This window comes from Acinetobacter sp. BEC1-S18-ESBL-01, from assembly GCF_014169935.1.
GTDB classification, from domain to species: Bacteria; Pseudomonadota; Gammaproteobacteria; order Pseudomonadales; family Moraxellaceae; genus Acinetobacter; species Acinetobacter pittii.
Genome location: NZ_AP022302.1, coordinates 400007 through 412903, shown reverse-complemented (window position 1 = coordinate 412903; position 12897 = coordinate 400007). Strand labels below are relative to the sequence as shown.

General features: G+C 38.5%; 12 protein-coding genes and 1 pseudogene. 6 read left to right on the top strand and 7 right to left on the bottom strand.

The features are described 5' to 3' along the window. Nucleotides 1-20: 20 nt before the first annotated feature. Nucleotides 21-1844 (top strand): acyl-CoA dehydrogenase C-terminal domain-containing protein, encoded by a 1824-nt coding sequence (locus tag H7R46_RS01955; RefSeq protein WP_002116803.1) that lies wholly within the window; start codon nucleotides 21-23, stop codon nucleotides 1842-1844. A 68-nt stretch (nucleotides 1845-1912) separates the two neighbouring features. Here the strand turns inward: H7R46_RS01955 and H7R46_RS01950 are convergent, their stop codons facing one another. Further along, on the bottom strand, nucleotides 1913-2560 hold the full coding sequence (locus tag H7R46_RS01950) for a hypothetical protein (protein WP_025469784.1): 648 nt from the start codon (nucleotides 2558-2560) through the stop codon (nucleotides 1913-1915). A gap of 248 nt (nucleotides 2561-2808) precedes the next feature. On the opposite strand from H7R46_RS01950, the gene H7R46_RS01945 reads away from it, so the two are divergent. Beyond that, on the top strand, nucleotides 2809-3063 hold the full coding sequence (locus H7R46_RS01945) for a PspC domain-containing protein (protein WP_002116779.1): 255 nt from the start codon (nucleotides 2809-2811) through the stop codon (nucleotides 3061-3063). A 63-nt stretch (nucleotides 3064-3126) separates the two neighbouring features. Here the strand turns inward: H7R46_RS01945 and H7R46_RS01940 are convergent, their stop codons facing one another. The 4 genes and pseudogenes from H7R46_RS01940 to H7R46_RS01925 form a co-directional block, all read right to left on the bottom strand. Further along, nucleotides 3127-4227, bottom strand: a complete 1101-nt coding sequence (locus H7R46_RS01940; protein WP_005067223.1) for an HPP family protein — start codon at nucleotides 4225-4227, stop codon at nucleotides 3127-3129. 132 nt (nucleotides 4228-4359) lie between these two features. After that, entirely contained in the window at nucleotides 4360-5157 is a 798-nt protein-coding gene (locus H7R46_RS01935; RefSeq protein WP_005067221.1) for a TIGR03915 family putative DNA repair protein, read from the bottom strand. Nucleotides 5158-5159: 2 nt separating this feature from the next. Beyond that, complete coding sequence (locus H7R46_RS01930; protein WP_005067218.1) at nucleotides 5160-6422, bottom strand: putative DNA modification/repair radical SAM protein; 1263 nt, start codon at nucleotides 6420-6422, stop codon at nucleotides 5160-5162. 109 nt (nucleotides 6423-6531) lie between these two features. Beyond that, nucleotides 6532-6947 (bottom strand): annotated as a pseudogene (locus H7R46_RS01925) (lysozyme inhibitor LprI family protein). Between the two features lie 29 nt (nucleotides 6948-6976). Between H7R46_RS01925 and H7R46_RS01920 the strand changes: the two are divergent. The 4 genes from H7R46_RS01920 (at nucleotide 6977) to H7R46_RS01905 (ending at nucleotide 11592) form a co-directional block, all read left to right on the top strand. Next, nucleotides 6977-7402 (top strand): hypothetical protein, encoded by a 426-nt coding sequence (locus H7R46_RS01920; protein WP_005067215.1) that lies wholly within the window; start codon nucleotides 6977-6979, stop codon nucleotides 7400-7402. 89 nt (nucleotides 7403-7491) lie between these two features. After that, on the top strand, nucleotides 7492-8469 hold the full coding sequence (gene glyQ, locus H7R46_RS01915; RefSeq protein WP_002044989.1) for a glycine--tRNA ligase subunit alpha: 978 nt from the start codon (nucleotides 7492-7494) through the stop codon (nucleotides 8467-8469). Continuing rightward, on the top strand, nucleotides 8469-10538 hold the full coding sequence (gene glyS, locus H7R46_RS01910) for a glycine--tRNA ligase subunit beta (RefSeq protein WP_005067211.1): 2070 nt from the start codon (nucleotides 8469-8471) through the stop codon (nucleotides 10536-10538). The genes glyQ and glyS overlap by 1 nt, the downstream gene beginning before the upstream one ends. A gap of 223 nt (nucleotides 10539-10761) precedes the next feature. Continuing rightward, on the top strand, nucleotides 10762-11592 hold the full coding sequence (locus H7R46_RS01905; RefSeq protein ID WP_005067208.1) for a hypothetical protein: 831 nt from the start codon (nucleotides 10762-10764) through the stop codon (nucleotides 11590-11592). A 58-nt stretch (nucleotides 11593-11650) separates the two neighbouring features. On the opposite strand, the gene H7R46_RS01900 is transcribed toward H7R46_RS01905, so the two are convergent. Then, nucleotides 11651-11935: a YciI family protein gene (locus H7R46_RS01900; protein ID WP_002116836.1), complete on the bottom strand. Its 285-nt coding sequence runs from the start codon at nucleotides 11933-11935 to the stop codon at nucleotides 11651-11653. A gap of 35 nt (nucleotides 11936-11970) precedes the next feature. Then, entirely contained in the window at nucleotides 11971-12873 is a 903-nt protein-coding gene (locus tag H7R46_RS01895) for a DMT family transporter (protein WP_005067205.1), read from the bottom strand. Nucleotides 12874-12897: the final 24 nt, after the last annotated feature.

The window sequence follows — 12897 nt, the reverse complement described above, 5'->3', positions numbered from 1 at the left end:
TCAAAATTAGGATTAAAGCCATGCCAGCATATAAAGCTCCGCTACACGATATCCGCTTCTTAATGAATGAAGTACTAGATTACCCTGCTCACTATAAAACTTTATCAAATGGTGAAAATGCTGATCCAGATACTGTTGATATGATTCTTGAAGGTGCGGCAGATTATTGTGAAAACGTATTGTCGCCACTTAACCAATCTGGTGATGAAGAAGGTTGCCATTTTGACAACGGCGAAGTAACTACTCCTAAAGGCTTTAAAGAAGCTTATGACCAATTCGTAATGGGCGGTTGGCAAGGTCTTTCTTACCCAGAAGAATTTGGTGGTCAAGGCCTACCAATGTCTTTAAACCTGATTAAATCAGAGATGATGGGTACTGCAAACTGGTCATTTACCATGTACCCAGGTTTAAGTTCTGGTTGTATGAACACTATTTTGCAATTCGGTACTGATGAGCAAAAACAAACATATATGCCTAAGCTTGTTGAAGGCACTTGGAGCGGCACAATGTGCTTAACCGAACCTCAATGTGGTACAGACTTAGGGCAGGTAAAAACTAAAGCTGAACCTCAAGCAGACGGTAGTTACAAAATCACCGGTACAAAAATCTTCATTTCTGCTGGTGAACATGATTTAACTGAAAACATCATTCACATCGTACTTGCACGCCTTCCAGATGCACCTGCTGGTACTCGCGGTATCTCATTATTCATCGTACCAAAATTCATGCCTACAGCTGATGGCGGTGTTGGTGAACGTAATACAGTTGCTTGTGGTTCAATCGAACACAAAATGGGGATCCGTGCATCTGCAACTGCGGTACTCAACTTTGATAATGCAACTGGTTATTTAATCGGTGAAGTGAACAAAGGCCTACATGCAATGTTTACCTTCATGAATACAGCACGTATTGGTACTGCTGTTCAAGGTATTGCACACGCTGAGTTATCTTTCCAAGGCGCATTACCATATGCCAAAGATCGTATGTCAATGCGTGCGCTTTCTGGTAAAAAAGATCCGGATAAAGTTGCTGATGCAATCATTCACCATGCAGACGTACGCCGTATGTTGTTAACTCAAAAAGCAATCGCTGAAGGCGGTCGTTCTATGATTTACTACGCTGCTCAAATCGCTGACAAAATGACAGATGCTTTAGCACGTGGTGATCAAGCTGCTTTTGAAGACTACGATGATAAACTTGGTTTCTATACACCAATTTTAAAAGGTTTCTTAACTGAACTTGGTTTAGAAGCTGCTAACCACGGTATGCAAGTTTACGGTGGCCATGGCTACATTAAAGAATGGGGTATGGAGCAAATCGCACGTGATGCACGTATTGCGACCCTATATGAAGGAACAACTGGCGTTCAAGCACTCGACTTGATTGGTCGTAAAGTATTGTTAAGTTCAAAAGGTAAAGTAGTTCGTGAATATACTGCTGAAATCTTAAAATTCTGTGCTGCACATGCACGTAATAAATATTTACGTCGTTTTGCTTGGGACTTAACTAAGCTTTGTGCTCAGTGGAACACTTTAACAGTTCGTATCATGCTTGCTGCACGTAAAGACCGCGACATCGTATCTTCTGCTTCTGTAGATTTCTTGATGTTCTCAGGCTACGTGATGATGGCTTATTTCTGGGCTCAACAAGCTGTGGTTGCTTCTGAAAAATTAGAAGCAGGTAACGGCCAAGAAACTGCTGAGTTCTATAAAGCAAAAATCAAAGTTGCTGATTTCTACTTTGATCGTTTATTGCCACGCGCTCAAGGTCATGCAGAATCAATGGTGACTACATCTCGCACCCTAACATCATTACCAGTTGAACACTTTAGCTTCGACTACTAATGATTTTTAAGTCATAATATAAAAAGAGCGCAATTTAATATTGCGCTCTTTTTATATTTATCGGATATCTATTCTTTAGTTAAAACATAAGCCTGATTTGGAACAAAATAGTTTTGCTCTAAAAATTCACGATTTTTTCCATAGTCGCTATAAAGTAATTTTTCTAAATTTGTGACCAATCTTTTATTTGAATCAATATTAAAATAAAAATTAACTTTAGATAATGGACATTGAATCGTTAACTCACGCCCTTTTTCATCCACTTTCCAATTTAGAGTAGGACATAATTGATTTACAGCGGCACTTTTAGCCCCGTCTTTACTTCCCACACGACCAAAATGAACAACATTCCAATAAGCCGACCCATTTGGTAATAAATTTAAAATGTACTCTGCTTCGCCTGATTCACAATCAGCAAAAGCATCGTCGCATGAAATACGAGTATGATATCGCCCTACATATTGTAATGACGCTGCGTTTAATTTTTGGGTTTGATCTGAGGTATCTTCAGGTAAGAAAGTTCGTCCAGCGACATAATCCAATGTTTTTATAGACGTACTACTTTTTATTAAATTTTCTTCATGATTAGAACTAGAACTTGTATTTGAATGATCTTTTGAATTGGTATGATTTATATCGCAAGCACTCAGTGTCATGCACATCGCAGCCACTACAACCACATGCTTAACTGAAAAACGAGACCACTTCAAAGACATATGCATTATTCACAGATAACAGCAACAGCTATATTTACACTTCAAATCAAGTATTAGCTGATTGCCGCTTTAAACTCTTAAGCCCTGAAAGGGTGCATTTTAGTAGATGTTGGTTTCGTTCCTTTCAATCCTTTACATATTTTAACTATTTTACTTTTTAAAGGACTTTAAACCCGTTATTTCGTCTCCATATTTTTATTAAGCAAGAGCAATAGCTTCTTGTAACTTTTATCTTTAAGGAGAATTAGATGGCCAGTTCTGGTTTATATCGCTCGAACCGACACAGCATGATCGCCGGTGTAATGGGTGGTATTGCTGAACGTTTTGGTTGGAACGTAACTTTACTACGTGTCATTTTTGTTTTGATCTCAATTATGAGTGCTGCCTTTCCAGGAATTTTAGTTTATCTGGTTTTATGGTTAGTGATTCCGAAAAAACAGCCAGAACATATTGAAGGCTATCGACAATCCGTCCGAACAGTAAATGAAGAACAAGTACGTTAATTCATAACTTTGGTCGCTACGGTTGCATCCCCTAATCAACCGTAGCTTTTTTTATTCTAAAAATTATAGCTTTCGATTTAACTGTTGCTGTAATGCAGCAATCATATCTGCACGGCTAATCATTCCTATAAGCTTACGATCTTCAACCACAGGAATGTAATTAAAAGACTTTTCAACAAAGTACGGCACTAAATCTTGAATAGGTTGAGTTGGTAGTACCGTGACCACTCGACGGCTCATAATTTGTTTTACGTAATGCTGCCAAGAATTTCTTGGATCGGCTGCACCCTTAAACCACTCTACAACTTCATATAACGCTAAAGTTCCCACCAAATGGTTTTCTGCATTTACTACAGGTAAGCTCATCAAGTTCACTTGTTTAAATTTATCAAGCGCCTGATGAATGTCGTCATCTTCATGTAGTTTAATCACATCACGACTCATAATATCCTGACAGATATATTGATTTACCATACGCTCATTGGCATGTTCCTGAGCTTCTAAAATGATTTTTTCTAAGTCATATTGGCTAATATCTAAAAGTTCAGTGTGATGCTCTAATGCATACTCAATATCTTTCGGCTGAATTGATACTTTTTGAGTTGGCGTTGGGTCTTTACTACGTTCATTTAAATGCGCGGTAACCGGATAATGTCGCCCAATCAATCGATTAAAGAAAACAGCAAACCCAAGTAAAAGGAACGAATTGAGTAAAACTGGATAAAAAATAAAGTAAAAGCCCAACTTATGAATTGCTGCCCCACCCAGCACGGCTGTAATCGCAACCGCCCCACTCGGCGGGTGCAAAGAGTCGGTGGTCATCATTAAAAATATAGCAAAACCTACCGCGACACTAAAAGCTGTGGTTAAATCCGGAATCCACTGTGCACAGGCAACACCAATAATTCCGGCTAAGGTATTACCAACAATTACATTCCATGGTTGAGCCAAGGGACTGGTCGGCACAGCAAACAATAGAACAGATGAGGCGCCCATTGGGGCGATGTACCAAGCATTAATTCCACCCAGAACATACCAGCTAATTAAGGAGGAAATTGCTAAACCACACAACGCTCCAATACCGCAAAGTAACCGTTCCTTTAAAGGTAAAACCTTAAAATTTGGCTTTAAAATCTGTAACCATTCTGGCTGTATAACACTCACAGTACACCTTTGGGGATATGCCGTCATTTATAACGGGCAAAAGTATACGCCCAAAGCCACATAAAGTGCATTTAAATTATACCTTTCAACAGTAAGAAAACTGGCTGAACTATTTTTTATGATTTTAAAACTTTAATATTCCATCAATTTTTCATTTAAATAACGCCAGTAACGCTTTGGCAAATATTGCACATGAAGTTTTATATTTTGCCTTTCAGTAATATTTACACTGTTAAAATAATCCTTCCAAAGCTGATCATATAAAACTTCCTGCTCATCAAGCTCAAGCTGAAAGCTTTGGCTCATTCCATTTTTTAAATTGCGGTCAACTTCAGAGGCTTCGAGTGAAACTTCATGTATTTCACGTAAATCATAATACAGTCCGAATTTACGTTTCTCATCATAAATAAGCCAACGCTGATCTTGGTAACGCCGTTTAAAATGCGGCTGAATAAGCGGTAAAACATTAAAATCAGGACGCACTAAACTTAAAAAAAGTTCATCCTTGGTTTTCTTAAACCGAATAAAAGCTTCCATCCGATGCTTCTCTCGCCCGACCTTTTTCGTCCACTGCGCAATCGCTAAAACACTAGGATTTGAATAATCTTTTTCAATGGAAACATGGCTAGTAAACACATAGATACAATAATCAAATAAGTGCTGATAGGCATCTAAAGATTCAGATAAATAAGCAAAATAAAATTGTTTTAACGAAGAAGATGAAAGCTTTTTTTGTAGCGCAGACCACACACGCTCAGCATGCTGCTCGTTATTTGCAACCTCAATTTTATCGGCAAATAAGCCATGTTGAGCTGCATCATTTAAACATAGCCTGACCTGCAATTCTTTAAATTGAAATGCACGAAAAACACAGCTCAGCAGCCCAACCATTGAACCATCAAAATAGTAAGCCACTTCATCATTAAACATGGCTAAAACCCAAGGCTTAATTGTGGCGAGAGTTGCTGCACATATTTCGAAGAACCCTGCGTTAAAATCTGCTGCCGAATAAAACTGGATGATAGTTCTTTTTGGAACTTTGGACTGTCTTCACAGCGAATAAAGAATTTTGCACGCTGATAAGCTACACCGAGTTTTTTTAATAAATCGATATGGATTTTCCCAAAACGACGAGCCTGCACAATTTTCTTGGCCGATTTCACCCCAATGCCCGGCACACGTAAAATCATTTGATAATCGGCACGATTTAAATCTACTGGAAACTGTTCAGGATGCCTTAAAGCCCAGCTTAATTTCGGGTCTACATCAAGATCTAAGTTTGGGTGTTTTTCATTGACGATTTCATTAACCTCAAAACCATAAAAACGCATCAACCAATCGCTTTGATAGAGTCGGTTTTCACGAAGTAATGGCGGTGCAGAACCTACTGCGGGTAAGTAATTATTTTCATTATTAATTGGGATATAGCCAGAAAAATAGACGCGCTTGAGTTTAAATTCTTTGTAATGCTTGTCTGCCATAAACAAGACATCTTGGTCTGACTCTTGATGGGCCCCCACTACCATTTGTGTGGTCTGCCCCGCTGGTACATATTTCGGCACATGCTTAATGATTTGGCGTTCATCTTTAAGCTGAATGAGCCTGTCACGGACCAAACCTAAATCTTTTTGCACTTCCTGATGTGATTTTTCTGGTGCAAAAGTTTTTAGCCCAACCTCGGTCGGCATCTCCAAATTAATACTCATGCGGTCAGCATATAAACCTGCTTCATGAATCAGTTCAGGAGATGCCCCCGGAATGGTTTTTAGATGAATATAACCATTAAAGTTTTCTTCAAGACGCAACTTCTTTACGACTTGAAGCATACGCTCCATCGTGTGATCTGCCGATTTAAAAATGCCTGAGCTTAAAAATAAGCCTTCGATATAATTACGGCGATAAAAATTAATGGTTAAATCTACAACCTCTTGCACCGTAAATGCTGCACGCTGGACGTCATTAGAACGACGTGAAACACAATAAGCGCAGTCAAAAATACAAACATTACTAAATAGAATTTTTAAGAGAGATACACAGCGGCCATCTTCGGTATAGCTATGACAAATACCCGAATGGCTGGCATCGCCTAGGCCTTTATCTTTATTTTTACGGTCACTGCCACTTGATGAACAAGACACATCATATTTAGCAGCATCAGCAAGAATCTGTAGTTTTTCTCGAATGCGATCAGACATATCAAACGACTCATTTATGGCATCGTTTAAAAAATATCATTTTGCATTCTTAAATTTAATCCAGTGAAGTACGCTCGGCGTCATGAGGTGACGTTTAAAATGATCCGTCTTAATTAACATATTCTTCTAGTTGCTTTACACGCTCGGCATACTCTTGCATTGGGCAATATGAATACATCGGTGAGCCAATGTATGAGCCTGCATTACTACATTCCTGATCTACATAAGCTTTCCAAAGTCGCTGAGATTTTAAAATATCTTGATAACGTTCTGGTTGTTTGTATTCTTCGCTTTGTGTACGAATTTGATCAATGAGAGCAACAATTTTTTCTTCATAAGTCTTTTTGCTTGTTCAGAACAGCTATGCACAACCATGTTATTAATACTTTCAAGCTGCATTTCCTTAATAGTCTGCTCTACACATTGGTTGTATTCATCTTGCTGATCAGCATCGGTCTGTGCATAAAGCCATGGACTACAAAAAAGGCTTGATAAAACAATGAGTTTGAAGCAAAATTTCAGCATAATTTATTCTCAATTCTATAATTTTTAATATGCTTCAATATAACAAAAAAACGATTATTCGCGCACTTGCGCTAGCTCCCATCCCTTTGTTGAGTATGTCCGCCTTAGGAATAATCATCTTCAATGCGGAATTTAGCCTTTATTCAGTTGCAGTTATTTTTTTAGCCCATTTCTTATTTTATTTACTTTTTTATGGTCTTCTGGTTATTCCTTTTGCATATATCACTTCATATTTTCTCGCGCGTAAAAATCGTTTAAATCTGATAAGTATTTTTATCTGCGCAACTGTCATCTGGATTTTGATTAGCCCTATTACGCGCTTAATTTTTGTCGGTTCATTCCCTTCTCCTTGGTGGCATATTTATAAGATCTATAGTTTTTATCTTATGATTTTATTTACCAGCTTTTGTTACTGGTTAGGCTTGGAATGGCTGAGGCGAAAACAAATCGGCTAAACACATATTCCTGTGATTAAGCCTTTGCCACTCCCCCACAAAATCCTTATACTTAGTGGCAATTTTTCTCATAAATTCGTGGATGCTACATGAGTCGCGCCATCTCGCACATTGATACATTTCAGGGCTTAATTCTTGCCCTACAAAACTATTGGGCCGAACAAGGCTGCGTCGTATTACAACCTTACGACATGGAAATGGGCGCTGGAACATTCCACACCGCAACATTCTTACGTGCTTTAGGGCCAGAGACTTGGAACGCGGCATACGTTCAACCTTCACGTCGTCCAAAAGATGGCCGCTACGGTGAAAACCCGAACCGTTTGCAACACTACTATCAGTTCCAAGTGGTACTTAAGCCAAATCCAGACAATATCCAACAGCTTTATCTCGATTCTTTAAAAGCAATCGGGATTGATACGCTTACTCACGACATTCGTTTCGTAGAAGACAACTGGGAATCTCCAACGCTAGGTGCTTGGGGCTTAGGTTGGGAAGTTTGGCTTAACGGTATGGAAGTAACTCAGTTCACTTACTTCCAACAAGTCGGTGGTGTTGAATGTTACCCAGTAACAGGCGAAATCACTTACGGTTTAGAACGTCTCGCAATGTACCTTCAAGGTGTTGACTCGGTTTATGACCTTGTTTGGACTAAAGGCCAATTCGGCACGGTAACTTACGGCGACGTATTCCATCAAAATGAAGTTGAACAATCGACTTATAACTTTGAATACGCTCCAGTTGAAAAACTATTCGAACTGTTTGATTTTTACGAATCAGAAGCAAACCGTTTAATTGAAGCAAAACTTTCTCTTCCTGCTTATGAGCAAGTTGTTAAAGCGTCTCATACCTTTAACTTACTTGATGCACGTGGCGCAATTTCTGTGACTGAGCGTCAACGTTACATTTTACGTGTACGTACTTTAGCGCGTGCTATTGCACAAAGTTATGTACAAGCACGTGCAGAGCTTGGCTTCCCAATGGCAGAACCACACTTGCGTGATGAAGTATTGGCACAGCTAAAAGCACAAGCTGAAAGTGAAGCAGCAAAGGCGGAGAAAAACTAATGAGCAAACATACTGTTTTATTCGAACTTGGCTGTGAAGAGCTTCCACCAAAAAGCTTGAAAACTTTACGTGATGCTTTAGAAGCAGAAACGGTAAAAGGCTTAAAAGATGCGGGCTTAAACTTCGCATCAATTGAAGCTTATGCAGCTCCACGTCGTTTAGCGCTTAAAATTGTTGATATCGATGCTGCTCAAGCTGATACACAAAAACGTTTTGACGGCCCTGCTGTTCAAGCGGCTTACGATGCAGAAGGCAAACCGACTAAAGCACTCGAAGGCTTTATGCGTGGTCAAGGAATTACTGTAGACCAACTTTCTACTTTCCAAGCAGGTAAAGTTGAAAAAGTTTGCTATTTAAAAGATGTGAAAGGTCAAAGTCTTGACGCTTTACTTCCACAAATTTTACAAACTGCATTAGACAATTTACCAATTGCGAAACGTATGCGTTCTGCTGCAAGTCGTACCGAATTTGTACGTCCAGTGAAATGGGTTCTCTTACTTAAAGATGACCAAATTATTGACGCGACTATTCAAGATCATAAAGCTGGCAATGTGACTTATGGTCACCGTTTCCATGCACCTGAAGCTGTGACTTTAGCACATGCAAATGACTACTTAGCTGCTTTAGAAAAAGCTTACGTTGTTGCGAACTTTGAAAAGCGTCAGGCAACCATTCAAGAACAAGTGAAAAAGTTAGCTGATGAAGTGAACGCAACTGCGATTGTTCCAGCTGACTTACTTGATGAAGTAACAAGTCTAGTTGAATGGCCTGTAGCTTTACGTGCAACTTTTGAAGAACGCTACTTAGCTGTTCCTCAAGAAGCTCTTATTACGACAATGCAAGACAACCAGAAGTATTTCTGTTTGATCAATGCAGAAGGTAAATTACAGCCTTACTTCATTACTGTTTCAAATATTGAGTCTAAAGATCCGACTCAAATTATTGAAGGTAACGAAAAAGTTGTCCGTCCTCGTTTGTCTGATGCTGAATTCTTCTTCTTACAAGATCAAAAGCAACCGCTTGCATCTCGTAAAGAAAAACTAGCAAACATGGTATTCCAAGCACAACTTGGTACGCTTTGGGACAAATCAACACGTATTGCAAAACTTGCAGTTGCATTATCTTCAATCACTGGTGCAAACCCAGCCGATGCTGAAAAAGCTGCATTACTTGCTAAATGCGACTTAACCTCTGAGCTTGTTGGTGAATTCCCAGAACTTCAAGGTATTGCAGGTACTTATTACGCGCGTATTGAAGGCGAAAATACTGAAGTTTCAGAAGCTTTAGGTGAGCAATATTTACCAAAATTTGCTGGTGATGTTTTACCAAAAACCAAAACAGGTACAACGATTGCCCTTGCTGACCGTTTAGATACGCTGGTTGGTATTTTCGGTATTGGACAAGCGCCTACAGGTTCTAAAGACCCGTTTGCTCTTCGCCGTTCAGCAATTGGTATCTTACGTTTAATCATTGAAAATGAATTAGATGTAACGATTGAAGAATTAGTGAATCTTGCACTTCAAGGTTATGGCGATATCGTTAAAGACCACGACAAAACTCGTGCTGACGCGGTTACATTCTTGGAAGGTCGTTACCGTGCTAAGTACGAAGACCAAGGTGTTGCTGTTGACGTACTTCAAGCGGTTCAAGCACTTGCACCAAAATCTCCACTTGATTTTGACAAGCGTGTAAATGCTGTTAACCACTTCCGTACACTACCTGAAGCTGCTGCACTTGCTGCTGCAAACAAACGTGTTGCTAACATTCTTGCAAAAGAAGCAACACCTGAAGGTTCTGTAGTTGAAGCAAGCTTGGTTGAAGATGCTGAAAAAGCATTATTTGCTGAACTTCAAGCAGTGACTCCTGTGGTTGAACCATTACTTGCAGCAAAAGACTACACTGCTGCCCTTTCTAAGCTTGCAGCACTTCGCGCGCCGATTGATGCATTCTTTGATGGCGTAATGGTTATGGCAGATGATGCTGACCTAAAAGCAAACCGTTTACGTTTATTGGCTCAGTTACGTAACTTGTTTACTGCTGTGGCTGATGTGAGTGTGTTGCAGGGTTAAAATTATATAAAAATTAATTTTTGTATAATTAAGCTTTAATAAAAACCATGTTTTCACTCTAGTTGGAAACATGGTTTTTTATTGAAGAATTTCATTCAATATAATTATAAATGATTATTTTACACCCAATTAATAAATAAGAATTATTTACTTCCTTCACTTTTTATCCACAATTCAATAAACTAAAACAAATAATTACCAAACTTAACAAAGTCTCATTGCAATGAAAAACTTAAATTTATTACTCATATCAACATTACTATTCACTGGATGTGCAACGACCAAATCGATTCAATATCCAGCTGCGGGTAAACAAACCTCTCTTTCCGTTTCTTCAGAACAATTATCTTCAATGACTGAATCAGGTGCAGGTGATTACTTTGTAAAAGACAGTCAAATATTAGTTGGTGATTCAAGCAATGCTTCTGCCAGCCCAGTTTCTGGAATGTTCGGTCTTATCGGAGTAGGTGTTGCCATGGCAATTGATAAAAATGCAAATAGTTCAGCCATTGAAAAAAGCTCTCTCAATCAACCTATTAAATTTGACCAGTTAATACATCAAAAAATTAACGATTCTTTCGCCCAAAATAAAGCAGATCCAACACTTAAACTACTCGATTTAAATCAGGCATCTGAAGTTAAAATTGTGCCTTATTCACGTCTTTCTTTCCGCGAAAAGCCAGTTGTAAAAGTGAATTTTGGTTTAAAAACCCAATTTAAAAATGCGGCAGACAATAATGCAGATACAAAACGCTTATATCACTACGTAAGTAAGGAACGTATTTCTTTATCTGAATGGGAAGCTCAAAATAATTTATTATTTATGAAAAAAGCAGATCAAGCATTTAGCGCTCTTAGCCAAGTATTCACTTTAGATTTACAACATCAATTAAATTTAAAAGCATTTGATGAGAACAAGCAAAAGAGCTGTAAAACTAATGCAGATACATCCTTAGTTTCTTTTATTCAAACCCCTGACAATTTATGTGTTGGTGTAGTTAAAACAAGTAAAGGAGATGTATTCGAAAATAGTATTTATATTGTTGAGCAATAATAAATATTAACCAAAAAGACTAGAGAACTACTTAAATTTAAGTAGTTCTCTAATGTAATCAAACAAAGTCTTTAATTTCTTCTAAACTTTTCGACGGCTCAAACCACATAAAATCATAATCGGCCACATCATGAATATAAAATGGATCATTTTTCATGATTTCTTCAGCTTCTTGAATCGAAGAGCTTAGAACTAAAATTACCCCACCTACTCTATTTTCCCGGCGTCCTGATGCTAGAAATTTCTTCTGCTCATAGTAATGATCTAAAAAAGCAATATGCTCTTTGAGTACAGCATCAACTTCGGCTAATGGTTTTTTATAGGTCAAGGTAACAACAATCATTTCATTCTCTTAAAGCAAGTAGCGCATGACATAGCTTATTCGATAGTACGCCTATTCCCCCAATTCATCCACACCAAACTCCCTACAATAATCACTCCACCTAGCAGCACCATTATTGACGGTTTTTCATTTAAGAAAACAACTGCCAAACTCATTGCGACAATCGGCGAACAATATAAAAAATTCGATGCAATCGTTAACGGCATATTTTTAAGTACATATCCCCAAAGCACATAAGCCATCGCACTTGGAAAAATACCCAACAAGACAACCGACATATTGGCTTGCCAAGTGGCATGTAAAATTTCATGGGGTAAATGAGTACTATAAAATAGTAAAGGAATGGTTCCGAACCAAATGATGTAGCACATCATGCTCAAGGCATCGTAATTTAAAGCAAATTTTTTATATAAATTAAAATAAAGCCCCCAAGCAATTGCAGCCAAAACAATCAATAAACTATAAGGACTCGGTATACCAAAACCATGGTCACCACTAACCACTAACACGGCGCCGCAAAGTCCCAATAAAATACATAACCATTGTTTGAAATTGATTTGTTCCTTAAAAAGCAAAGCTGAAATAATAAAGGTAAATAACGGAATAGATTGGCTCAAAATACTAGAGGCAACCGCAGTCACATATTGCTGCCCTGTATTTATCAGCAAATGATGCAGCGTCACAGAGAAAAATCCTAATACAGCAAGTGCAGGAGCATCTTTCCAATTTAACGGCTGAATGCCTTTTTTCATGACCAAAAGCAGTAAAAAAACCGATGCGATCAAAAAACGAAGCAACGCAATATGCTGCGGTGTATATGAATGCAAGGCACTATGTACGCCAATAGGTGAATAGCCCCAACAAAAGACAGTCACAGCAATACATAAATAGAGCTTAAATGCGGGAGGCTGGGTTTCGGTAGCAAGAGAAATTGCCATGTTAAATCTGCACTAATGAAATGG